Here is a 24,404-nt window from a genome sequence, read left to right as displayed (position 1 = left end):
TTCTATAATAAAAGGGGAAACTCTTTAGAATATTCTAACCTTTTTCTTCCTTTTTTTCAAAGTAAAATAAGTAAGCATAAGGAGGGGGAAACAATGGGATTTTGGAGTATGCATCGAAATATAAAAATTAGAATTATAACTTCGTTTTTAACACGTACTGTGTCCACGATGATTTTTCCATTTATGGCGATTTACTTTTCAATAAAGTTAGGTAGTGCGATTGCAGGTGCGTTATTACTCATTAATGTCATAGCTTCATTAGTAATTGGTTTATACGGTGGATATGTGGGAGATCGGCTCGGTCGTAAAAAAGTGATGATTATCGGTCAAAGTATACAAGTCATTTCAATCGCTTGTATGGGGGGTGCGAATTCGGATTATGTAGACTCACCGTGGCTAACATTTATATTTATGTTAGTGAATAGTTTAGGATCTGGACTTATGAATCCTGCGACAGAGGCGATGTTAATTGATGTGAGTACACCGGAAAACCGAAAAGTGATGTACAGCATTAACTACTGGGCAATTAATTTATCCATTGCGATTGGAGCGATATTTGGCGGATTACTATTTGAGAACTATAGATTACAATTGTTTATCGGATTAACAGTTATTGCAGTTATTACATTATATGTGATGGCCGTATATATGGAAGAAGTGTATGTAGCACGAAAAACGGTAGAGAAGAAAAATGTATTAAAAGATATGGCGGATAGTTATAAAGCCGTGATGAAAGATAGAGCATTTCTAATTTTTTGTGCAGCAAGTATATGCACATTATCTTTAGAGTTTCAGGTTAATAATTATTTAGGAGTACGTTTGCAGCAGGAATTTGAAACGGTGCACTTTTTCTTTTGGAATGGTGTTACGTTTGATTTAACAGGTATTCGAATGATGAGCTGGATTTCAGCAGAGAATACAATTTTAGTTGTGTTATGTTCGGCGCTTCTTATTAAAATGCTGAAACGCTTCAATGATTTGAAAATCTTATATGTAGGTTTATTCATTTATACGATTGGCTTTACAATACTCGGAACGAGCAATAGTTTATGGATCTTATTAATCGCAGGGCTTTTCCAAACGGTAGGAGAGATGATGTATGTGCCAGTACGTCAATCTATAATGGCAGATATGGTGCCAAACGAGGCAAGAGGTTCTTATATGGCGATTAACGGAATGGTCTTTCAAGTGGCAAAAATGAACGGGGCATTAGGTGTTATGATAGGCTCATTTCTTGCATCTTGGGGCATGAGTGCTCTGTACTTTATCGTTGGCATGAGCAGTATTTTATTATTTATGAAGGCGATAGGGAAAGAGAAGTATGAGGATGAGAGAAATGTTTCTCAAATTGGATGAAACTATATAAAAGCGAACCAGTTATACTGGGACTCGCTTTTTATATAATTTTTAGAACGGATCTACTTCAGCTAAATTTGGAGTAGTGTTAGGCTGTAGCAAAAGATTCTTTAATGTGCCTACTTCAGAAAGAGCGACTAATATGTAGCCACTAATCAGTACAATAAGTCCGATGACGCGTAACGTTTGTAAGCTCACTTCATTATTATTCGTTTCCGTTGGATTTGGGGGCGTTGAAGGTGGATTGTTATTCATAAATAAGGCTCCCATCTTTTGTATTTATATATGTGCGAAATCGTTATTTAACTTATGGATAGGAATTATATAGTCATTTTCACTATATGAGAACTGCCTATGAAAAGTGATAAGAAATTTTGGGATGAGAAAAGAGTGTAACCCAAAAGGCCATTAAAACTACACTTTTGGATTACACTCTTTTTATTTATCCCGCTATTTGTGGTGGTCGGATTTTCTGTAAACGACCAGTTGGTGAGGGCTAATTAATCAGTGGGGGATGAATAAAACTCCACTGATTAATTATTTTCATGTAAATAAAAGGAGGTTAGTTAACCAAAGTAGCTATCCTAATATACGCAACGATTCTTCAATAAACGCTGGGATGTCTTCCGGTTGTCTACTTGTAACTAATTGATTTTGGCATACGATGACTTCTTTATCATGGAAATTTCCACCGGCATTTTTTAAATCGACCGAAATGGATTTATATCCAGTCACATCACGTCCTTCAAGCGTTTGGGCAGTGATGAGTAATTGGGGGCCGTGACAAATAGCAAAAACAGGTTTTTTCGCATCCATAAATGCTTTGCTAAAGCGAACGAAACGTTCATCTGCACGAAGTATATCTGGGGAAAATCCGCCTGGTATGAAGAGGGCATCAAAGTTCTCTGGAGAAACATCATCGATACCTTTATCAATTACAACTTCACTTTTTCCTTGTTTACCGTGTACTGTTTTACCTTTTTCCATTTCAATAGTTGTTAATTCATATCCCTTTTGATTAAAAGCTTCTGCTGGCTCTGTGTATTCTGTGTCCTCGAAATAATCTGTTATTAAAGTAGCAATTTTTTTACTCATTCTAATCCGCTCCTTACATTATATTATCGGTTTCAGAATCATCCTTGAGCAATGTCTTTTATAAAGTGAAACTTTAATTCATATTTTTTCATTCCCTCCAGTTCCTTTGCCCTGTTACTTTAATACATACCCTTTTTGTTAGGACGTAAACATGTATTATCGTTTTTTTATGTGAAATTATAAAATATCGGTTATGCCGGTGATTCTTGTTTGAGGAAGAAAAATAAAAAAGCCAAGGAGATAATTTATTTTCTCCTTGGCTTTAAGATAATTCTTTTCGTTAAAACGCAGAAACGCGTTGCTTCGTTTTTGGTACAATAATAAATTTGATCCAGAGTACCCCGATAATCATAATGATAAGGCTATGTAAAAATTGACCTGTAGCAATGAGTATAACAATTGAAAATACAATGAGTTGAATGCTTAGTAATATAAAGATTAAGCGAAGAAATTCATTCATTTGTTTTTCAGTATTAATTGGATATAATGCTACAATAATATTTCCCGAAAAATATTTCCACAGGGAACGGAGCTGCATAGAAATCATATATAGGACGATGTAAGAGATAGCACCTTTTGCGTATATGTTTGGTATAAAATATAAGGCGAAGGCACCGATTACCCCTAAGCGGATATATATACCGAAATAATCATTCCCGCGTAAAAATGCGAGTGTATGTAAATAGAAGAAAGTTGCTCGTTTTTTATGTAATAAAGGTTCAATCCAATTTGTAAGCCATTTTCTTTTATTTACTTGCTTATTCAGTTGCGGAACATCGGTGAAAATGCTAGCAAATTGATAAAAACGAACGTTCATTTTTTCTTCTTGTTCAATTATGTAATCCCACGGTACTCGTTTTGTAGGCTGTTTTTTCGTATATAGAAGTAGGAAAGCAAGTAGTAAGAGTAATCCGCCTAATATAAGAACATGTGCTGAGTAAAACAGCATGTAAATAATGAGTGCGTTACAAGCAATACGAATAATGAACCATATGTTTTTTTCATGGCTATCACGCCACATCCAATGTATGTACATATTCCAAGCTTTCGTAATCATTAAAATGATAAAGATTGTACATAAGAAAGGTACCGTTAATTGTAATGATTGCAGGGCAAGTGGAACGAGAATAAGGAACGTAAATAATAATGGAAAAAGCTGAATGATGTAATTATATAGAAGAGATTTTTTAAAATAAGACGTTAGTTTCTCTTCTAATGCAAGTAAATAGACAGCATCAGGTTTTTGAATAAATGTACGGATAGGACATCTCGTTATAATCGCTGTTAGGACGATTGTAATAAGTAATAAAGATAGTCCTTTAGAAGGAGCTGTTTTAAGAAACTTTGCATAATAGTAAGCACCTATACAGGCAACGAAGATAAAGCTATATAGTAAACCGTTAATCATACGTGCAAAGTATGTAATGATATTTTGAATATGTTGTTGGAAGCGGCTGCTCCATAGCGATTCGATTGACATGTTTTTCACCTCTTTGTTCTATTATATATGTTTTATAAAAGAAAAAACGAGCAAATTGCGTTATGCAACTTGCTCGTTTTTCTTTTCGTTATTTTTTTTCTGATCACGATTCATTAATGGATAGAAGGCAAAGCCGATTACGAATAAACCAATTCCGAGAAGGAACGTTTTTATATCGGATGCGCCGGTTTTAATAACCCATAGTGCGTAGCAAAGTGCGATCACTGCGACTATGCCATCTGTAATTCTTGCCCGCATTTCATTTTTATATGTTTCACCAGTTGCGACTAGTTTTAACTGGAAGATTGGTGAAACGAGATATGGAATGAGGTAGGCCAGTGTTGATACGGTAATAACGAATGTATAAGCTTCCGCAATAGTTCCTGATAATGTTGAGAATAAGAACACTTGCGACATAATGTTTGTTAATCGTAATGAGTAAATTGGACTTCCTTTTTTATTTGTTTTTGTGAAGAAGGAAGGGAAGAAACCTTCTTTTGCTGCTTGATACGGTACTTCTGAGCTTAATAAAATCCAGCCTAATATAGAACCGAATAGGGAAGTAAGAGCAAGTAATGCCATCAGTTTCCCGCCGCCATGACCCATTGCAGCGTTTAATGCATCTGCTAATGGACGTTCAGAAGCTTGTAATTTATCAACGTGAAGTACACCCATTGTTAAAATTGTAATTCCTAAGTAAATCGCAACTGTAATAAGTAATCCTGCAACTGTTGCGCGTTTTACTGTTTTAGGAGAGGTAGCACGGTTTGATAAAAGTACTGCCGATTCAATTCCGATAAATGCCCAAAGCGTTGTAAGAGCAGCTAAGTTTACTTGTGAAAGAAGGCCGTGTGATACACCTGATTTATCGATCATCGGTGTGTACCATTGTCCAAACTTAGAAGCTTCGAATGCAAATAAAGTAACGACGATGAATAAAAGGAATCCAGTTACTTTCGTTGTTGTTGCTAAGAAGTTTAGCTTTCCAGCTCCGCTTACACCGTTTGTTAATATAATATGAGTTCCCCAAAGTAAGATGGAACAAATCGTAAATGTAATTAGTTTTCCGACTTCTATATCGAACAAGCCGATTGAAAAGAGTAGTCGTGTATCTTTCATAATTGGGAAAAAGAGTGATAAATATCCCGCGAAAGATGTAATGATGGCAACGTTACTTGCCCAGTTTGCAACCCAATATCCCCATACCATACTGAAACCAGCCATTTTTTTCTTTTTTGGTGTTGAGAATAAAGCATATGCATGACTTTGTGGTCCTGTCGTTAAATCAGGACGACGAATTGCTAAATTACCGAAAACAAGAGCTAGCATTAAAACACCAAACCCTGTTGTTAACCAAGCTAAAGTGACACCGAGAGGGCTTGCTGTTTGTGCCAACGTACTTGGCACCATGAAAATACCAGCGCCAACCATGTTACCGACAACGAAAGCTGTTAATACCCAAAAGCCCCATTTTTTTTGTTGCATAGAAAATACCTCCAAAGTTAGTATAACCAAGTCAAGCGAGGAGATATGTATGTCTTCTTAGTAGAGAAGAGAAGTCCCAAACAAAACAAAAAAAGCACGTAATTTGCCGCTACATGCTTTCTATCTTATAAGAAACCCACGACATACCTCTCGATAGCTCTCCACAAACGAAACGTTTCGTTTGTGACAGTTCTGCACTTATTAAATGCAGACCCAGCAAGCGTGCATGGTGGACACGGGCTTACTTCGGCAATCATTCCTTTCTCATTCCTTCATCAATGCCACTACATCTCCTGAAATGATACTCTTAATGACTGCAACCTCTACCTCACCGAGATACGAATGAGGATTTAAATATTAAATTAACGTCTTTAAGAGTAACAAATGAATTTTTATACGTCAATGGATATAGTAATAATCAGATTATAGAGAAGAGTTTGTTATTAGGAATGAATAATTATTTGATATAAAAAGAAGCTGATCCAAAATTAGATCAGCTTCTACATATAAGATTAAACTAAGTTTAATACAGTTACTTTTTCACGTGTCATAGACTCAAGGCTCTTACGAATACCTTGTGCGCCCATACCTGAACCTTTTACACCGATGAATGGGAAGTGGTCAGGGCCGCGCTCTGTACGTCCGTTAATTTGAACAGAACCAGTTTCGATTTTGTTAGCAATTGCAAATGCTTTGTTAATGTCTTTTGTGAAGACACTTGCTTGTAAGCCGAACTCTGATTTGTTAGCAATTTCAATTGCTTGCTCATCTGAAGAAACACGGATGATTGGAAGGATTGGGCCGAATGGCTCTTCCCAAGCAACTTTCATTTCTTCTGTTACGTGGTCGATTAATGTTGGGTAAATTAAGTTACGCTCACGTTTGTTACCGATAACGATTGTTGCACCTTTTTCAACAGCGTCGTCAACTAAGCCTTGAACGAAGTCAGCAGACTTGTCGTCGATTAATGGAACGATTGTGCTGTCTTGTTCTGGAGATCCAACTGATAGCTCAGCTACTTGCGCTTTTAATAAGCTAACAAGCTCGTCCGCTACGTTTTCGTGTACAAGTACACGTTTAATAGCAGTACAACGTTGACCAGAGTAAGAGAATGCACCGCTTACGATATGGTTTGCAGCATCTTGTAAGTCAGCATCTTCACGAACGATACCAGGGTCTTTACCACCAAGTTCTAATACAAGTGGAATCATTGCAGCTTTTTTCGCTAAATGTTTACCTGTGTTTGTACCACCTGTGAACGATACCATATTGATGCCTTCGTGTTCTACTAAGTAGTCACCAATTACAGAACCGCGTCCTGTAGCTACGTTTACAAGACCTTTTGGAAGGCCAGCTTTATGAAGTGCTTCAACCATTTTAATACCACTAATTGCACCTTGAGTTGCTGGTTTGAAAATAACAGCGTTACCCATAATTAATGCTGGTGCAAGTTTTGCAGCAGATAAGTTTACTGGGTAGTTAAATGGTGCGATTGCTAATACAACACCAAGGGGTGCGCGTTGGATGATCGCAAGTTTAGATTTCGTTCCGCCAGGGAAGCTATCGCCCATCATGCTTTCTCCGTGCATATGAAGAGCTTCTTCGATTGTGTAACGAATGAAATCAGCTGTACGAACAACTTCTTTCTTCGCATCTTTATAACCTTTACCGACTTCTTTCATAATGATATCGGCAATTTCATCTTGCATATTTACGAGCTCATCAGCCCATTTATATAAATATTTTGCGCGATCTTGTAGAGAAGCTTCCGCCCATGATTTTTGAGCTTCTTTTGCAGATGCAATTGCTTCATCTACTTCTCCGCGAGTAATTGCTTGTACTTGTCCAATTACTTCGTGTAAGTATGGAGATGGAATTTCGATTGTTTCTCCTGAAGAGCTTTCTCTCCATTCTCCGTCTAAATAAAATTTGTACGTATTGCTAGTTGTCATGATTAGTCCTCCTAAAATAGCAACTTGTAAGAGTGAGTATAAGGTGATTGTAGGGTGTTTGATAACATTTTTCAAATGAAATGTTTGTGAAAACGATTTCTTATTCTTTTTTTATTTTGTATGCCCTTTCTTACAGAAGATTCCCTTATTTCAAAATGATGTAGCGTATATTTTTATTCGGTTTGTAAAAAAAACAATTGACAGAATACTCAATAAAGTTGTAAGATTATAAATGGAAAATAAATGAAGGGGGTGTGCGTAATGATTGTAATCGTAAATGTGATGGGCTTAGCTCTGTTAAATGGCAGAAAACATTCATATCATTACGCAACCCGTGCGGATATATAAGGCATCTTTGTCTTATAAAAAGCGTACGTTGCGTATATCGTAACGTACGCTTTTATGCATTTTTGTGCATATCGTCAAGCGGCGGTATGCTTTTTTTTGTTTATTTTCCACGTTACTATATAAAAATTTGGAAGGTGGAAAAATGTGATGAGACTGTATGGATTACGAAATGTAAATGTGATGGATCTGGATAGTGGGTAAAGAAATGGGAGTGAAACGAGAACGAGAAGGGAGAGGTTACATTGTTATCAGTATTACTAAAGTTAAAATGGTTTTTTAAAGAGCATTGGAAGAGATATAGTATCGCCATTGGAGCTCTTTTAATTGTAAATATAGTTGAAGTCATTCCCCCGAAAGTGTTAGGGGTTACGATTGATAATATAAAAACAGGAACGTTAACGAATGCAGCAATTATGCAATTTATTCTTATTTTAATAGGGGTTACGGTAATTGGATATGGTCTTACTTTCGTTTGGCAACATCAATTGTTTGGGGGAGCATTCGTACTGGAGAAGACGATGCGCTCTAAATTTATGGGGCATTTACTTAAGATGACACCGACGTTTTATCATAAAAATCGTACTGGTGATTTAATGGCGAGAGCGACAAATGATTTAAAAGCAATTGCTATGACAGCTGGTTTCGGTATATTAACGCTCGTGGATTCGAGTTTATATATGCTTACGATTGTCTTTATGATGGGATTTACAATTAGTTGGGAGCTTACATTTGCGGCACTTATACCGCTTCCGATTATGGCGTATGCGATGAACATATATGGAAAGAAATTGCATGAGAGATTTACAGTTGCGCAAGATGCGTTCGGAGATATGAATGATAAAGTACTTGAATCGATCGCTGGTGTGCGCGTTATTCGTGCATACGTACAAGAGAACGCGGATCAGGAAAGATTTCATCATTTAGGAGATGACGTATACGAAAAAAATATGAAAGTAGCTAGAATCGATGCATTATTCCAGCCAACTGTGAAAATGCTTGTTGGTCTTAGTTATTTAATTGGTTTAGTGTATGGCGCGTATCTTGTATTTCAATCAAAGGTAACACTTGGTGAACTTGTTTCATTTAACGTGTATTTAGGGATGATGATTTGGCCGATGTTTGCAATTGGCGAATTAATTAATGTTATGCAAAGAGGAAATGCTTCATTAGACCGTGTGAATGAAACGTTAGCGTATGAACCGGATGTCAAGGATCCGAAAAATCCAAAGCTTGTACAAGAGCCGGATTATATTCAGTTCGATGACGTTACCTTTTCATATCCTTCATCAACTGAAACAAATTTAAAAAAGGTTTCATTTACATTAAAACAAGGGGAAACGCTTGGGGTTGTTGGAAAAACAGGAAGCGGAAAAACGACGCTCGTACGCCAGCTTCTTCGTCAATACCCACTTGGAGATGGGGATATTGCAGTCTCTGATGTGACGTTAGATAACATAACGAATGAAAATGTACTCGGATGGATTGGGTATGTACCTCAGGAACATATTTTGTTCTCAAAAACAGCGAGGGAAAATATTTTATTCGGAAACCGAGAAGCGACGGAAGAAGAACTCGAGAAAGCGATTGAAATTGCGGCGTTTACAAAGGATTTAGAGTTTTTACCAGAAGGGTTAGAAACGCTCGTTGGAGAGAAGGGTGTTTCTTTATCAGGAGGGCAAAAACAAAGGATTTCAATTGCGCGAGCTGTCATTCAAAATCCAGAAATTTTAATTTTGGACGATTCTTTATCAGCTGTTGATGCTCGTACGGAAGCAGCGATCATTGAAAATATAAGAACAGAAAGAAGCGGAAAAACGACGATTATTACGACGCACCGTTTATCTGCCGTACAACATGCGGATTGGATTCTCGTTATGGATGAAGGAGAAGTAATGGAAGAGGGTACGCATGAACAGCTTATTCAAAGCGGAGGCTGGTATGCTGAGCAGTTTGAAAGACAACAAGGGGAAAATGAAAGTGCGGATAGTGGGGTGAAAATATGAGCGTTTCAAAACGATTGTTTCAATATGCGATGAAAGTAAAAGGGACAATTTTTGCAGCGATGCTAATGTTATTTATTTTCGTTATTGCAGAGCTTGCTGGTCCTTTCGTCGCGAAAACGATGATTGACGATCATATCGTCGGGATAGAGAAACCTTGGTATGAAACAGAAAAGAGTGAAGAGGCTGTTTCGTATAATGGCGCCTTTTATAAGCGAAGTGATCGCTTCCAGGAAGGTGAGAAAAAAGGAAAAGAAGTACGCGTGATGCAAGTCGGTTTTCAATATTACTTTGTACCGAATAAAGTGAATGATGAAGGGTCACGTACTGTAAAAGATGATATGATTACCGTCCAAAATGGTAAGGCAGTGCAAGTGTATAAAGCGAAAGCATTAACGAAAGAAGAAGTGTTTGCGTTTTATAAACCAGAAATAAACCCCCTATTATTACTTGGTGGTGGTTATTTCGCTTTATTAGTAGTTGTCTCATTATTTGCATACGGAAAGCAATTTTTCCTACAGAAGGCAGCGAACAAAATTATTCAAATTATGAGGGAAGATGTCTTTTCTCATATTCAAACGTTGCCGATTCGTTATTTCGATCATTTACCAGCAGGGAAAATTGTATCGCGTGTTACGAATGATACGGAAGCCATTCGTGATTTATACGTAACGGTACTGGCGACATTCGTTTCTAGTATCATTTATATTATCGGGATATTCGCTGCGCTATTTTTACTCGATGTAAAGTTGGCGACGTTATGTTTACTTATCATCCCGATTTTAATTGTTTGGGCAATTCTTTATAGAAAGTATGCGTCTGTATACAATCATAAAATGCGCTCACGTTTATCTGATATTAACGGAACAGTGAATGAATCTATTCAAGGGATGCCGATTATTCAAGCGTTTCGTCAAGAGCGTGAAACGAAGAAAGAGTTTGAAGAATTAAATGGCGATTATTTTAAGTATCAAAATAAAATTTTGAATTTAAATGCAGCAACTTCTCATAATTTAGTGTCTGTATTAAGAAATATCGCTTTCACAGGTGTGATTTGGTATTTTGGTGGTGCTTCATTAAGTGCTTCAGGCGTCATTTCTCTAGGGATATTGTATGCGTTCGTTGATTATTTAACACGATTGTTCTCGCCAATTACAAATATGGTAAATCAGCTTGCTAACTTAGAACAATCGCGTGTTGCATCAGAACGTGTTTTTGAATTGTTAGAGGAAAAAGGGGAAGCAGTAGAAGAGGAACGTATGCCTCGCCTACAAGGAAATGTGAAGTTTGATAATGTGTCGTTTTCTTATAATGGAAAAGATGAAGTGCTAAAAAATATTTCTTTTGAAGCGAAACAAGGAGAGACAGTGGCACTTGTCGGTCATACTGGATCAGGAAAAAGTTCTATTATGAATGTACTCTTCCAGTTTTATGAGTTTGAAAAAGGGAAGCTTACGATTGATGGTCACGATGTAAAAGCGATGCCAAAACAAGCAACGCGTGAACATATGGGAATCGTACTGCAAGATCCGTTTTTATTTAGCGGGACGGTCGCTTCTAATGTAAGCTTAGAGAATGAAAAAATTTCAGAAGATCGCATCGTAAAAGCATTGCGTGATGTTGGCGCTGAACGGTTTGCGAACAATATAGATGAAGAAATTACGGAGAAAGGAAGCACACTTTCAACCGGAGAACGTCAGCTTATTTCGTTTGCTAGAGCACTCGCTTTTGATCCAGCCATTTTAATTTTAGATGAAGCAACGTCTAGTATTGATACAGAAACAGAGGCGATGATCCAACAAGCGTTAGAAGTTGTGAAAAAAGGAAGAACGACATTTATTATCGCTCATCGTCTTTCCACAATTAAAAGCGCAGATCAAATTATTGTGCTTGATAGAGGAACGATTTTAGAAAAAGGCTCTCATGATGAACTAATGAAAAAGCGCGGGCGTTATTACGATATGTACAAAACGCAAATGGAAGGAAACCAGAGCGCTTAATATGTATGGAGGAGAACTTGTGATTTTCACAAGTTCTTTTTTAGTGAATCAGGGCAGTTAAATAAGAAGTATTGTTTTACCTTTTTCTTTATAAATGCTATATTAAAAAATGTTACTTATTTTTTGTATGTAGCGTTATTTTCCCCTTTTGTTTGATTATGAAGAAAAAGGATAAACTAAATAAGAACATTTTCATTGAAAAATTGTTCAAGATTGCATACAATCAATATAGTTTTTAAATTCCTATCAGAATACTTGGAGGATTACCATCATGAAAAAATTATTTTCAGTACTTGCAGTAACTACATTAGCAATCGGGATTGTAGCGGGCTGCGGTAAAGAAGAGAAAAAAGATACAGCTAATCAAGATGCGTTACAAAAGATAAAACAAAGTGGTGAACTTGTAATTGGAACAGAAGGTACATATCCACCGTTCACATTCCACGATTCAAGTAATAAATTAACTGGATTTGACGTTGAATTAGCAGAAGAAGTTGCAAAACGTTTAGGAGTAAAACCTGTATTTAAAGAAACACAATGGGATAGCTTACTTGCTGGTCTAGATGCAAAACGTTTCGACATGGTTGCGAATGAAGTTGGTATTCGTGAAGATCGTCAAAAGAAATATGACTTCTCTAGCCCATATGTTTCATCTTCAGCGGTATTAGTTATTGCGAAGGATAAAGATAAACCTGCTACATTTGCTGATGTAAAAGGATTAAAAGCAGCACAATCTTTAACAAGTAACTATGCAGATATTGCTAAGAAAAATGGTGCAGAAATTACGAATGTAGAAGGCTTTAGCCAAGCTGCAGAATTATTAAACACTGGCCGTGTTGATTTCACAATTAATGATAAATTATCAGTGTTAAATTATTTAGAAACGAAAAAAGATGCAAAAATTAAAATTGTAGATACAGAAAAAGAAGCGTCACAAAGTGGATTCTTATTCCGTAAAGGTAGCGACAAGGTAGTACAAGAAGTAAATAAAGCGTTAGAAGATATGAAAAAAGATGGTACGTACGATAAAATAGCGAAAAAATGGTTCGGTGAAAATGTATCTAAGTAGTGCGTTGGTTTCAGATCGATTGTCTACTTGGATAGATATTATGCAGTCTTCCTTCATGCCTATGCTGAAGGAAGCTGTATTTACGACAATTCCATTAACGCTTATTACATTTATTATCGGGATTATACTTGCGACGTTAACAGCGCTTGCACGTATTTCAGGTAGTCGTATTTTACAATGGATTGCTCGTATCTATGTATCTATCATTCGCGGAACACCACTTCTTGTACAGTTATTTATTATTTTCTATGGTCTTCCAACTCTTAATATTGAAGTTGAGCCATATACAGCAGCAGTTATTGGATTTTCGTTAAATGTTGGTGCGTATGCATCTGAAATTATTCGTGCTTCTATCCTTTCAATCCCGAAAGGACAGTGGGAAGCAGCTTACACAATTGGGATGACATACCCGCAAGCATTAAAACGTGTTATTTTACCGCAAGCAACGCGAGTATCTATTCCGCCGCTTTCGAATACATTTATTAGTTTAGTGAAGGATACTTCATTAGCATCGTTAATTTTAGTAACAGAAATGTTCCGAAAAGCGCAGGAAATTGCGGCAATGAACTATGAGTTTTTAATTGTTTATTTCGAAGCAGGTCTAATTTATTGGGCAATTTGCTTCTTATTATCTATTGTGCAACAAATATTAGAAAAACGTTCAGAACGTTACACTCTAAAATAACCCTTTCATAAAAGGAGTTTTTGTTTTTATGATTTCAATTCAACATTTACAAAAAAGTTTCGGAGATAATACCGTACTAAAACATATAGATTTATCAGTTGAGAAGGGGGAAGTTGTTGTTATTATCGGGCCATCGGGATCTGGTAAAACGACATTCCTGCGTTGTCTCAACGTGTTAGAAACGCCGAACGCTGGTAATATTCGCATCGGTAATAAAGAGCTCGACTTCTCTCAAAAAGTATCGAAGAAAGATATTGTCAATCTTCGTACGCAAACAGGTATGGTATTCCAGCACCATAATCTATTTCCGCATTTAACAGCACTTCAAAATGTAATGGAAGGGCTCGTTACAGTGAAAAAGATGGGGAAAGAAGAAGCGAAGAAAAAAGCAAACTATTTCCTTGAAAAAGTTGGTCTTGCAGATAAAGTAGACTTATATCCGTTCCAATTATCAGGCGGACAACAACAGCGCGTTGGAATTGCTCGCGCGCTTGCGATGGAGCCGGAAGTATTACTATTTGATGAACCGACGTCAGCACTTGATCCTGAACTTGTTCAAGAAGTTCTGAAAGTAATGAAAGAACTTGCTAAAGAAGGCATGACGATGGTGATTGTAACGCACGAAATGCGCTTTGCACATCAAATTGCGAACCGTGTTATTTTTATGGATGGCGGTGTCGTTGTCGAACAAGGTACACCAGAAGATGTATTTACAAATCCAAAAGAAGAACGTACGAAGAAGTTTTTACAAATGTTGCAATAAATGAAGGAAGGTCTCAAGGCATATGCCTTGAGACCTTTTTGCCATATATATTTATTTTTGGAATCCGCCAAGGCTTTGCTCAGCCATTGCAACTAGACGTTTTGTAATTTCTCCACCAACAGAACCGTTAGCACGAGCCGTAGAATCTGCCCCTAATTGTACACCAAATTCTTGAGCGATTTCGTACTTCATTTGATCGATTGCAGCTGTTGCTCCTGGTACTACTAATTGATTGTAAGAACTTTGGTTTGCCATAGGAATATATCCTCCTTAGAGTTAGAAAAATTTTTTTGGTTGGACTAGCTGGATTTGAACCAGATTATCGCCCCGTTTGGCGCTAATCCATCGGTAATTAAGTTTGTACTCATAGTATGGATGTTACCTAGAAAGATATACGAAATAATAATTTGTAAATTTTGTAAAAAAATCTTAGTGATTTCGTAAATTATGAAATAAGAGTAATCGTTGTATTTTTTAGAAAGAAGGCTAAACTAAGAGCGATATGAAATATGTTTTTCTTTTTGTATCCCGCTATTGTGGGGCAAATCATTAACTTCTTATTTATGACTTACTAAAATTAAATCGGTAGCAACTTTATAGTTCTATTTTAAGTAGGGGGACAGGACGCTCCTATGCACGGCTAGATGCTCTCTTCAATCTGCTTGTAAATGATAACGTATGGAGGAATCGTGATGGGAATTTGCCCGCTTTGCAACGCATTAGAATCACAAACATATTCTTGTCAAAATTGCCAAGGTATACTCCAAGATTATGGGAAAACTGTAGATTACATAGACGATTATAGTGCGTATATGGATCAAGAATTATTAAGTGCAGTAGATGGTTTAACACATAGTAATTCACAAGAGTACTGCAATCATGTTTTTTATTGCGGGATGTGTAATGTGGAAACAGAGGTTGTAGTGAAACTTGTGTAAATAGAAAACTTCCACCTTATGAATGAGGTGGAAGTTTTTGTTTTCGTATTTGTGAGTGAATCATAGGGGATGGGATATGTTCGGTGTTTGATGGAGTTCCGGATTTTATTTGAGCCATTTTTTCTTTTGCATCGCGCAAAGAATGTTCAGTTAAGTAGATGGCATATTCGTAAAATAATTGGCGCGTCAGTTCACTTTGTTCTTTTAACTTTTCATCTTGGAATACAGTTCGCCCAGGTTTAGAGTTTGCTTCAAAGAGCCACGGGTTTTCCTGCGAGTCTAAGCCGATATCAAAACCAATTTCTCCAATATTTCCGGTTACTTGTTCATCGAGCGCGTAACTGATTTGTAAGGCTGTATGTTTTAATTTATTTTCAATTTGAACTTGTTTCGTTGAATCCGGAAAAAGTTCTTGCAGTAATTTCGTATCGCCACCGCTATTTACATGCGTTGTTAAGCTACCTTTGCCCGCAATTTTTGCAACGATTGCACTGACCATCCATTGGCCAAAATGATTTTTATTTGTATGAATGCGAAAATCAACAGGTTGCCCATCGAAGCGAAGTAAGGAAATACCTTGTTGTACGATAAACTTTTTTAAATCATGTCCTTTTAATACATGGTTCAGAAGCGTTTCTAATGATTGGTACTTTCTTAGTTTATTTTCTTCATTTTCGCGATAACGACAGTAGTAGCAATTCTCTGTTTGAGAGTAAAATATTTGATGAATGTTTCTCCCGAAGCTACCGTGTATCGGTTTCATGTAAACAGATTTATACGTGCCAAGAAAGCGTTCTACTTGTTCGAAGTGTTGAAAAGCTTCCGTATTTGGTAATAAGGGAATAATGGATTCATCTTTCATAAGAAGTTGATGCACTTCCCATTTATTGAAAAAGCCTGGATTAAACCATGGAATAGCATAGTCATGCTCTAACTTTCTTTTTGCTCTTACGATCGGTTTATAATTTTCGGCTTTCCGATTTGGTAATCGATCGTAAATGACATTCGGTAAAGGGACTTTTTTCTTTATCCACTGTTCCTCTTGAAAGAAATATCCTTCAATTGTTTCGTCTTCCCAGTTTATATGTTGCACACCAAAAACGAATACAAATGGTCGTAAGGTGAATGGTGGCGTTAGTAACTCGCCAAGAGAAGTTGAACGGTTTCCTAAAGGATTAGAAGAGTCATCGTTAAAACCAGTTGTAAAAATCCCGATTAATGGTCCGAAAATAATGGTTTCATTTTGCGTGAATGCATGGATAGTAGTGGAATGAGGAAGTAAAAGTTTCTCTGCAATTTGTTTTCCGATAATGATTTCGCGAGTAAAGGAATAATGAATTTTCACCTCTTCACTTGCAACATGGCGTACGCCGAAGGAAAGAGATGCAATTGGTGGTGTAATGGAAAAAATATAAGGTAAAGTAATACTATTTGGATGCTCATCTGAAATGTTTAATGTATATATGTGCTCTTTCAAAATGGTGTTACCTCCTTTCATTATGGTGTGAAGCGACTAAACTTTAGTGGTCCGTGATATATTTTTTCGGCTAGTGCATCACTATGACGAATGTAATGTTCGTACGGGGGAATCGTGTTGACATACATAAGCCAAATTGCCCCTTTTTGATCCATAATGGTGGAAAGCTCTAGCTCGAATAACGAAGAATAAGATTCATCTAATGTTTGAAACACTTCATTTATAATGTCATGTAAAGCGTCTTGTAATAATTGTACACCTGTACTAGATAGTACGTATTTAATTTTTGAAAATGAATGCAGCGAGGAATCATCTGTTGCCGAAAGTAAAAGTTGATTCGGAAATGAGCTTTTTTGTATAAATTGGCCGATAGCAGTCCACTTCTGTTCTTTATTTTTTTGCAAAATGGTTCGAATATGAAGCGGGTATGTTAATTGATTGGGTGGTTGTAGCATTGTATGGGTGATGTAACGTGCTGATCGTATGTTAGATTTGTACCAAGATATAAATTCATCTGTCCGTTTGATTGGAGTAGAAGTATGATAGTCATCATTTATCGTATCGATATGAAACGTTTTATTTTTATAAGCGATCCGGTACAGACTTTCATTGGAATGTGTGCTAGTAGGCCGTATAATAATATCTTTTGTTTTTAATAACAGTTTGAAAATGTTTTGTATCGTTGCTATTTCAAATTTTGGTATATAAGGAGATAATTTTTTATTCGTGAGAAATAAATCATGAAGTTCGCTTAAGTCAATGAGTGTGTTATTTAAAAAGGTAGTGGTAGGACGGTTGTGTAATGAGTGAATAATTGATTGTGCTTTATTGAAGTCTGTTTCCTCGTTAAAAGAAGAACGATCGTAAATATAAGAAGGAATAGGGAATATTTGCTCTTTCCATTTTCCTGTATCTGTATCATAAATCAGACCAGAGACAAGGTCTGTTTTAGGATCAATACCAAATGGCGTAAACTGGGCAACGACATTATGATAAAGCCGAGCGCGTTTAGCGATTTCGGTGTAATACATTTGCTCATAATGAGGGTGAGAAGTTAAAATACCGAGAACCAACGAAATCACTCCTTTACTAACAAAATGTTGGCATAATAAGCAGAGCTATATATTGCAAATACGTTTTTATACCATTATACTTTTGTCCGTATGATGATATGCTATAGTTTTGGAGAAGCGAAAGGTTGATTGTAATGAATATATGGTTAAGTATGTTAACGACGACAGGGCTCGGAGCGATTATTGGAGGATTTACAAATCATTTAGCGATAAAAATGTTATTTCGTCCTCATCGCCCTATTTATATTGGAAAATTTCAAGTTCCATTTACACCAGGGTTAATTCCGAAGCGCCGTGATGAACTTGCTGTTCAATTAGGAAAAATGGTTGTCGAACATTTGTTAACGCCAGAAGGAATCGGAAAGAAATTAACAAATGAAGAGTTTCAAAAAGGTTTAATTCAATGGACACAAGTAGAAGTGGATAAAGTAATTACGAATGAACAGTCGTTACGACATATGTTAGAAAAATGGAATGTAGCGTATGTAGAAAAAGAGGCGACCGGGAAAATCGAACATGTGATTACAGAAAAAATAGAGGCATTTTTAGCAGAGTATTATACATATACATGGGAACAGGCTTTACCTCATTCTGTTCATGAAAAAATAGAGAATACAATCCCAAATGTCTCGGCATTTATTTTAGAGCGAGGAATTAATTTCTTTGAGAGTGAAGAAGGGAAAGCACGTCTTTCAAAAATGATTGATGATTTCTTTGCTTCTAGGGGAACGCTACTTAACTTAGTCGGAATGTTTTTAGGGAATGTAAGTGTAGTGGATCGTGTGCAGCCAGAAGTCATTAAGTTTTTAGGGCAAGATGGAACAAAGCAGCTTTTAACTGACGTACTGCAAAAAGAGTGGGAAAAGTTAAAAGGAAGAGATGTAAAAGAAGTAGAAACGTTTGTAGAAAAAGAAATGATTGTAAGCTCCATATTGTCAGCGGTTAAAGTTGAAGAAACAGTGAGTAAATTTTTAAATCAATCTGTGCAGCAAGTATGTGAGCCAGTTCGAGAAACAATTATGGAAAAGGTAGTTCCAAGTGCAGTAACGAAAGGCTTGAAGTGGGGAGCAGAAAACGTAGCGAGTATACTAAATAATCTCCACTTGGCTGAAATTGTCCAGCAAGAAGTCTCCACATTTTCAACGGAGAGACTAGAAGGTTTAGTGCTGTCCATTACAAAAAATGAACTAAAAATGATTACGTATTTAGGTGCCTTATTAGGCGGAATGATTGGAATTGTGCAAGGATTATTACTGTTGTTTCTTAAATAATAAGGTAAGTACATAGAAATAAAAGTGAAATTTCTTCACATCTCTTGCATAGTTTGATATGGTAAGAAGAGTGCGTATGTAAATGCACTGAAAAGGCAGTGCGCATGACAAGCGCTAGCCTTCTAAAGGAGGAAAAATAAAATGACAAAAAACATTCATGATGTTGCATATGAATTACAAAAAGCAATCGCTGAAAACGAAGATTTCCAAACATTAAAAGCAAGCTACGCAGCAGTACAAGGTGATGCAAATTCAAAGAACTTATTCGATGAGTTCCGCACAATGCAACTTGGCCTACAACAAAAAATGATGCAAGGTCAAGAAATCACTGAAGAAGATAACCAAAAAGCACAAGAAGTGGTAGCTCGCATTCAACAAGATGCTAAAATCACAAAGTTAATGGAAACTGAACAACGCCTAAACATCGTTATCACTGACGTTAACAAAATTATCATGCAGCCACTTGAAGAATTATATAACGCGCAACAACAAGCGTAATAGTGGAAGACGCCCCTGTATAGGGGCGTCTTTTTTGTTTGTTATTTGTGGAAATACTCCGTCTTAATATTCTTTTCCTTCAAAAATGTTTCAATTTCTTTTTGCTTCCTACCATTCACTTTCTCAAAGCGTTTTGTAAAAGAAAAATCAGTTTTGAATAAGTTACCATCTTGCGCGAGTTTATCTAATTCTTGCTCTAGCTCTACTGAAAGTGCTGTAGATGCTGAAATGTAATCATGAATTTCCTTCGAAGGCTGTTTGTAATCATCAGGGATCGTATTGTTACTAATAAAATCATGGAAGTTCGCATCGTTTTGTTGCGCTAAATCTACAAGTTGTTGTAATTTCTTTCGGTCGGATTCCATGACATTCTCATCAGACATGGCTGACGAAAGTTGAACGATGTTTTCGTATAACTCTCCGCTATAATTTAAATACGTTTTTATATTTTGTTTCATTTCATCTTCATCAATAATTTCATTCTTTTTTGAGGAACTAAATATAGTTTCTGGAATTTTAATCGTAACATCTTTAATAGATTGTACATCGTTTTCTTCCTTAGGTTGCGCACTGTTTGAACAAGCTGATAGAAATAAAATTGTAAGTAACATGAGTAGATATAAAGTATACTTCTTCATTTTAATCTCCTTTTATATTCATTATTATCTTTGTAAAATAGCTATATTCCATTTCAAGTACTTAACTAAAGCTGCGTATAGGTGTTTTATCATTTGATAACATATGACGGATATGAGTAAACCGCTGCAAAAAGCGATGAACACATTATAAACATCGGAATAACTTATTTGATGAAACCCTTTAAAAAACCCTAACCCTATTAATAAAATAGGTGACATGATTAATAATGGAGTAGCAATGATAAGTGCTAGAAGAATCGGTAATAAAAAGAGTAGTACGAAAAAGGCGATAATGATAAAGGTAAAGTTTAAAACACTTAAACTCATAACAGAAAATAGTGCGGTTATCATATTTTTAAAGCTTCGTTTATTATCAGCGTTATGTATTGCATAGGAAACAGTAAGTTCTTTCGCGATCGTTTTAGGGTTTCCTAGTTTTCTAGCAATTTCTTCTTCACATTTCCCATCCTGTTTACCACTGATAAAATGAGTTTCATACTCTGAAATAATATCTTTCTTTTCTGCATTAGGCATATTCTGCAGGGAAGAACTAAGTTGTTCCAAAAATTCATTTTTCTTCATAACAATCACTTTCCTTTATAGAATGATGGATTAAAGTTGAGAATGCTATATTTTGAAAGGGGGATACGAATTACAAAGTGCGTTCCAATTAATGGGTATTCCAATATTTACAAATATATCATTTACTAGTGTTCTTTGCAAGGTACTGTGATGTTTTTAATACTGTGACAAGATGGAAGTTTTTTGTACATTTTTAGAGAAGTTTTAAAAATATTATTTTAGGATAAATAAAGGGTTGTAAGCGTATTCCTTACTGGTTGTCAAAATGATGTCAAATTCATATTGTTGGAAAAATAATGCATTTGTAATATAATGATAAATAATACTTCACCACATTAATTAACCAGGTGAAATTAAAAATCTTTATTACACACATTATGAAATAAAGGAATGATTAGTTTGAGTACAGGTGTAAAAGCAAACGACGTGAAGACAAAAACAAAAGGAGCAGATCTTGTTGTTGATTGTTTAATTAAACAAGGTGTTACACATGTTTTCGGTATTCCAGGAGCGAAGATTGACTCTGTATTTGATGTACTGCAAGAAAGAGGACCAGAGTTAATTGTTTGTCGTCATGAACAAAATGCAGCATTTATGGCAGCTGCTATTGGTAGATTAACAGGGAAACCGGGCGTATGTCTTGTAACTTCAGGACCAGGGACATCAAATTTAGCGACAGGTCTTGTTACTGCGAATGCGGAGAGTGATCCCGTTGTTGCTTTAGCTGGTGCAGTTCCGCGTACAGATAGATTAAAACGTACGCATCAATCTATGGATAATGCTGCACTATTCGAACCAATCACAAAATATAGCGTAGAAGTAGAGCATCCTGATAATGTGCCAGAAGCACTATCAAATGCATTCCGAAGTGCGACTTCCACTAATCCAGGCGCTACTTTAGTAAGTCTGCCGCAAGACGTTATGACAGCTGAAACGACTGTAGAGTCTATCGGTGCGCTTTCTAAGCCACAGCTTGGAATCGCTCCCACACATGAAATTACATATGTAGTAGAAAAAATAAAATCGGCGAAATTACCAGTTATTTTACTCGGTATGAGAGCGAGCACAAATGAAGTGACGAAAGCCGTTCGTGAATTAATTGCGGATACAGAACTTCCTGTCGTTGAAACATATCAAGCAGCTGGTGCAATTTCGCGTGAGTTAGAAGATCATTTCTTCGGCCGTGTTGGATTATTCCGTAACCAACCAGGTGATATTTTACTAGAAGAAGCAGACCTTGTTATTTCGATCGGTTATGACCCAATTGAGTATGATCCGAAATTCTGGAATAAACTTGGAGACAGAACGATTATCCATCTTGATGACCATCAAGCAGATATCGACCATGATTACCAACCAGAGCGCGAATTAATTGGTGATATTGCTTTAACTGTAAATAGCATTGCAGAAAAATTACCGAAACTTGTATTAAGTTCGAAATCAGAAGCAGTGTTAGAACGATTACGTGCGAAATTATCAGAACAAGCAGAAGTTCCAAACCGTGCTTCAGAAGGTGTTACGCATCCGCTTCAAGTGATTCGTACACTTCGTTCTTTAATTAGTGACGATACAACCGTTACATGTGACATCGGTTCCCATTCTATTTGGATGGCAAGATGTTTCCGTTCTTATGAACCACGTAGACTATTATTTAGTAACGGTATGCAGACGTTAGGTGTTGCACTTCCTTGGGCAATTGCTGCTACTTTAGTTGAACCGGGCAAGAAAGTTGTTTCCGTGTCAGGTGATGGTGGTTTCTTATTCTCTTCGATGGAATTAGAAACAGCGGTACGTTTAAATGCTCCAATTGTACATCTCGTATGGAGAGATGGTACGTACGATATGGTTGCGTTCCAACAAATGATGAAATACGGCAGAACATCAGCTACTGAGTTTGGCGATGTTGATCTTGTGAAATATGCGGAAAGTTTCGGGGCGTTAGGTCTTCGTGTCAATACACCAGATGAATTAGAAGGTGTATTGAGAGAAGCGTTAGAAGCAGAAGGTCCTGTCATTATTGATATTCCAATTGACTACCGTGACAACATTAAATTAAGCGAAAAATTATTACCAAATCAATTAAACTAATGGAGGCATGATTGAGATGACTGTTGCACAATTCATTGATATTGATGCAAAAAGAACGAAAACGAGTAATGAAGTATATCAAACATCTACAATGCTTGCGCTATTAGATGGTATATACGATGGTGTGATTAGCTTTGAGGAACTAAAAGAACGTGGTGATTTCGGCATCGGCACATTTGATCAATTAGATGGAGAAATGATTGCATTTGATAACGAATTTTATCATTTACGTTCAGACGGTTCAGCAGAAAAAGTAGAACCGAAAGAAACAACACCGTTCGCGACGGTAACATTTTTTGAAAAAGAAATGAGTTATACAGTAGAGCGTCCGATGAATCGTGAAGAAGTTGAGGCATTATTACATGAATTAATGCCAAGTAAAAACTTATTTTACGCTATTAGAATGGACGGTACGTTCCGTGAAGTAAGAACGAGAACTGTTCCAAGACAAGAAAAACCGTATACACCGCTCGTTGAAGTGACGAAATCACAACCAATCTTTTCATTTAAACATACAGAAGGCACGCTTGCTGGATTTTGGACACCAGATTACGCGCAAGGTATTGGTGTAGCTGGTTTCCATTTACATTACATTGATGATGCAAGAAGCGGAGGCGGACATGTTTTCGATTATGTTGTTGAAAACTGTACGATCCAAATTTGCCAAAAGGCTCATATGCATTTAGCACTTCCAGAAACAGCTGACTTTATGACGGCTGAATTATCAAGAGAAAACTTAGAGGATAATATTGCGACTGCGGAAGGTGCGGAGTAAAAGGGAGAGACTGTTCCATTGTGGAACAGTCTTCTTTTATTAATATTGCTTGTCGAATCTTTGATATATTTTGAGTTATGATAGATATATTTGAAAAATCGTTGATATATTGTAAGTTACGATAGATATATTCGGAAAATCGTTGATATCGTTTATTTCCTTGAAACAAACGGATGCCCCTCATAATAAAAACGCCACGGATAATGCACAGCTTCTTCTGCGTAGTCGATGTTAATACGAGGTCCTGCTGTTATTTTATATTGTGATGATATGTGTTCTTCTTCTGGGACGAGTTCAATATGTAATGTATCACTTTGTAACGATACACCTCGTTCTTCTAAAGTAATTCCGAGGGCACGGCATAGTTTACCAGGGCCGTTCGTTAAATTTTTATACTGCGCTTTTGTAATGTCGGTTTTGTTGTATCGTGCAAGTTTTATTTCTTCAATCCCGTCTACTGGCTCAAGGGCTCGAATGAGAACACCTTGTGGGGTGCCAACTGGCGCTGTAATGACGTTAAAACAATGATACATACCATAAATCAAATATACGTAAGCATGCCCTGGTGCACCAAACATGACTTCCGTGCGATCCGTCCGTCTGCCGCCGTAACTATGTGCGGCCTTATCATCGGGACCTTTATATGCCTCTACTTCAACAATGATTCCGCTTCGCTTTATTCCGTCTACAATATGAACAAGCTTCTGCCCAATTAATTTCTTTGCTATTTCTAACGTATCGCCTTCATAAAAGGAAGGAGGTGCCTGCATTGTACTATCTCCTTTACTGAGTGTATATGTATATAGTAAACCAAATTTTCAGTAGTAATTC

The 24,404-nt window shown here is 36.6% G+C and carries 22 protein-coding genes and 1 riboswitch; of the genes, 11 read left to right on the top strand and 11 right to left on the bottom strand.

Annotation, left to right across the window (positions count from 1 at the left end; all coding sequences use genetic code 11):
- Window positions 1-93 precede the first annotated feature (93 nt).
- Window positions 94-1,356 (top strand): MDR family MFS transporter, encoded by a 1,263-nt coding sequence (locus ACLBWW_RS20680; RefSeq protein ID WP_447614209.1) that lies wholly within the window; start codon window positions 94-96, stop codon window positions 1,354-1,356.
- A 51-nt stretch (window positions 1,357-1,407) separates the two neighbouring features.
- On the opposite strand, the gene ACLBWW_RS20675 is transcribed toward ACLBWW_RS20680, so the two are convergent.
- The 5 genes from ACLBWW_RS20675 to gapN form a co-directional block, all read right to left on the bottom strand.
- Window positions 1,408-1,611, bottom strand: a complete 204-nt coding sequence (locus tag ACLBWW_RS20675) for a hypothetical protein (RefSeq protein ID WP_001063863.1) — start codon at window positions 1,609-1,611, stop codon at window positions 1,408-1,410.
- 324 nt (window positions 1,612-1,935) lie between these two features.
- Entirely contained in the window at window positions 1,936-2,451 is a 516-nt protein-coding gene (locus ACLBWW_RS20670) for a type 1 glutamine amidotransferase domain-containing protein (RefSeq protein ID WP_098068539.1), read from the bottom strand.
- 280 nt (window positions 2,452-2,731) lie between these two features.
- The gene (locus tag ACLBWW_RS20665; RefSeq protein WP_098068540.1) at window positions 2,732-3,931 is read right to left on the bottom strand and encodes an ABC transporter permease; all 1,200 of its coding nucleotides are present in this window, start codon (window positions 3,929-3,931) and stop codon (window positions 2,732-2,734) included.
- 60 nt (window positions 3,932-3,991) lie between these two features.
- On the bottom strand, window positions 3,992-5,416 hold the full coding sequence (locus ACLBWW_RS20660; RefSeq protein ID WP_098721468.1) for an amino acid permease: 1,425 nt from the start codon (window positions 5,414-5,416) through the stop codon (window positions 3,992-3,994).
- A 146-nt stretch (window positions 5,417-5,562) separates the two neighbouring features.
- Window positions 5,563-5,750, bottom strand: a riboswitch (Lysine riboswitch).
- 178 nt (window positions 5,751-5,928) lie between these two features.
- Window positions 5,929-7,368 carry an NADP-dependent glyceraldehyde-3-phosphate dehydrogenase gene (gene gapN, locus ACLBWW_RS20655; RefSeq protein WP_087985762.1) on the bottom strand — a complete coding sequence of 480 codons (1,440 nt, stop codon included), beginning with the start codon at window positions 7,366-7,368 and terminating at the stop codon, window positions 5,929-5,931.
- A 590-nt stretch (window positions 7,369-7,958) separates the two neighbouring features.
- Between gapN and ACLBWW_RS20650 the strand changes: the two genes are divergently transcribed.
- The 5 genes from ACLBWW_RS20650 to ACLBWW_RS20630 all read left to right on the top strand — a co-directional run bounded on the left by ACLBWW_RS20650 (window position 7,959) and on the right by ACLBWW_RS20630 (window position 14,233).
- Complete coding sequence (locus tag ACLBWW_RS20650) at window positions 7,959-9,719, top strand: ABC transporter ATP-binding protein (RefSeq protein WP_048545647.1); 1,761 nt, start codon at window positions 7,959-7,961, stop codon at window positions 9,717-9,719.
- Window positions 9,716-11,716 (top strand): ABC transporter ATP-binding protein, encoded by a 2,001-nt coding sequence (locus ACLBWW_RS20645; RefSeq protein WP_098222788.1) that lies wholly within the window; start codon window positions 9,716-9,718, stop codon window positions 11,714-11,716. Before ACLBWW_RS20650 ends, ACLBWW_RS20645 begins: the two co-directional genes overlap by 4 nt.
- Window positions 11,717-11,987: 271 nt before the next feature.
- On the top strand, window positions 11,988-12,785 hold the full coding sequence (locus ACLBWW_RS20640) for an amino acid ABC transporter substrate-binding protein (protein ID WP_046957228.1): 798 nt from the start codon (window positions 11,988-11,990) through the stop codon (window positions 12,783-12,785).
- Window positions 12,772-13,470 (top strand): amino acid ABC transporter permease, encoded by a 699-nt coding sequence (locus ACLBWW_RS20635; protein ID WP_033657688.1) that lies wholly within the window; start codon window positions 12,772-12,774, stop codon window positions 13,468-13,470. Before ACLBWW_RS20640 ends, ACLBWW_RS20635 begins: the two co-directional genes overlap by 14 nt.
- A gap of 28 nt (window positions 13,471-13,498) precedes the next feature.
- Window positions 13,499-14,233: an amino acid ABC transporter ATP-binding protein gene (locus ACLBWW_RS20630; RefSeq protein ID WP_000623593.1), complete on the top strand. Its 735-nt coding sequence runs from the start codon at window positions 13,499-13,501 to the stop codon at window positions 14,231-14,233.
- Between the two features lie 51 nt (window positions 14,234-14,284).
- Here ACLBWW_RS20630 and sasP read toward each other — a convergent pair whose 3' ends face one another.
- Window positions 14,285-14,488, bottom strand: coding sequence for a small acid-soluble spore protein, SasP family (gene sasP / locus ACLBWW_RS20625; protein WP_000013349.1), 204 nt, complete (start codon window positions 14,486-14,488; stop codon window positions 14,285-14,287).
- Window positions 14,489-14,925: 437 nt separating this feature from the next.
- Between sasP and ACLBWW_RS20620 the strand changes: the two genes are divergently transcribed.
- Window positions 14,926-15,171 (top strand): hypothetical protein, encoded by a 246-nt coding sequence (locus tag ACLBWW_RS20620; protein WP_000510463.1) that lies wholly within the window; start codon window positions 14,926-14,928, stop codon window positions 15,169-15,171.
- Window positions 15,172-15,187: 16 nt separating this feature from the next.
- Here the strand turns inward: ACLBWW_RS20620 and ACLBWW_RS20615 are convergent, their stop codons facing one another.
- Both ACLBWW_RS20615 and ACLBWW_RS20610 read right to left on the bottom strand, forming a co-directional pair.
- Complete coding sequence (locus tag ACLBWW_RS20615; RefSeq protein WP_048545643.1) at window positions 15,188-16,648, bottom strand: YheC/YheD family endospore coat-associated protein; 1,461 nt, start codon at window positions 16,646-16,648, stop codon at window positions 15,188-15,190.
- 20 nt (window positions 16,649-16,668) lie between these two features.
- Window positions 16,669-17,721 (bottom strand): YheC/YheD family protein, encoded by a 1,053-nt coding sequence (locus ACLBWW_RS20610; RefSeq protein WP_048545641.1) that lies wholly within the window; start codon window positions 17,719-17,721, stop codon window positions 16,669-16,671.
- Between the two features lie 134 nt (window positions 17,722-17,855).
- Between ACLBWW_RS20610 and ACLBWW_RS20605 the strand changes: the two genes are divergently transcribed.
- Window positions 17,856-18,992, top strand: a complete 1,137-nt coding sequence (locus tag ACLBWW_RS20605) for a DUF445 domain-containing protein (RefSeq protein ID WP_053078528.1) — start codon at window positions 17,856-17,858, stop codon at window positions 18,990-18,992.
- A gap of 141 nt (window positions 18,993-19,133) precedes the next feature.
- On the top strand, window positions 19,134-19,490 hold the full coding sequence (locus tag ACLBWW_RS20600) for a YlbF/YmcA family competence regulator (protein ID WP_048545636.1): 357 nt from the start codon (window positions 19,134-19,136) through the stop codon (window positions 19,488-19,490).
- 41 nt (window positions 19,491-19,531) lie between these two features.
- Here ACLBWW_RS20600 and ACLBWW_RS20595 read toward each other — a convergent pair whose 3' ends face one another.
- Window positions 19,532-20,128 carry an NDxxF motif lipoprotein gene (locus tag ACLBWW_RS20595; protein ID WP_048545635.1) on the bottom strand — a complete coding sequence of 199 codons (597 nt, stop codon included), beginning with the start codon at window positions 20,126-20,128 and terminating at the stop codon, window positions 19,532-19,534.
- Window positions 20,129-20,152: 24 nt separating this feature from the next.
- Window positions 20,153-20,710 carry a DUF1700 domain-containing protein gene (locus ACLBWW_RS20590; protein WP_048545633.1) on the bottom strand — a complete coding sequence of 186 codons (558 nt, stop codon included), beginning with the start codon at window positions 20,708-20,710 and terminating at the stop codon, window positions 20,153-20,155.
- A gap of 399 nt (window positions 20,711-21,109) precedes the next feature.
- Here ACLBWW_RS20590 and alsS point away from each other — a divergent pair, with 399 nt between their 5' ends.
- Window positions 21,110-22,798 carry an acetolactate synthase AlsS gene (gene alsS / locus ACLBWW_RS20585; protein WP_048545630.1) on the top strand — a complete coding sequence of 563 codons (1,689 nt, stop codon included), beginning with the start codon at window positions 21,110-21,112 and terminating at the stop codon, window positions 22,796-22,798.
- Between the two features lie 16 nt (window positions 22,799-22,814).
- Complete coding sequence (gene alsD / locus ACLBWW_RS20580) at window positions 22,815-23,573, top strand: alpha-acetolactate decarboxylase (protein ID WP_048545628.1); 759 nt, start codon at window positions 22,815-22,817, stop codon at window positions 23,571-23,573.
- A gap of 152 nt (window positions 23,574-23,725) precedes the next feature.
- On the opposite strand, the gene ACLBWW_RS20575 is transcribed toward alsD, so the two are convergent.
- Complete coding sequence (locus ACLBWW_RS20575) at window positions 23,726-24,343, bottom strand: DNA-3-methyladenine glycosylase (protein WP_048545626.1); 618 nt, start codon at window positions 24,341-24,343, stop codon at window positions 23,726-23,728.
- Between the last annotated feature and the right edge of the window lie 61 nt (window positions 24,344-24,404).

The sequence above is a fragment of the Bacillus sp. M5A3_1b genome (assembly GCF_053345335.1).
The sequence above is the reverse complement of the archived record's forward strand: the minus strand, read 5'-3'. Positions and strand labels throughout refer to the sequence as shown.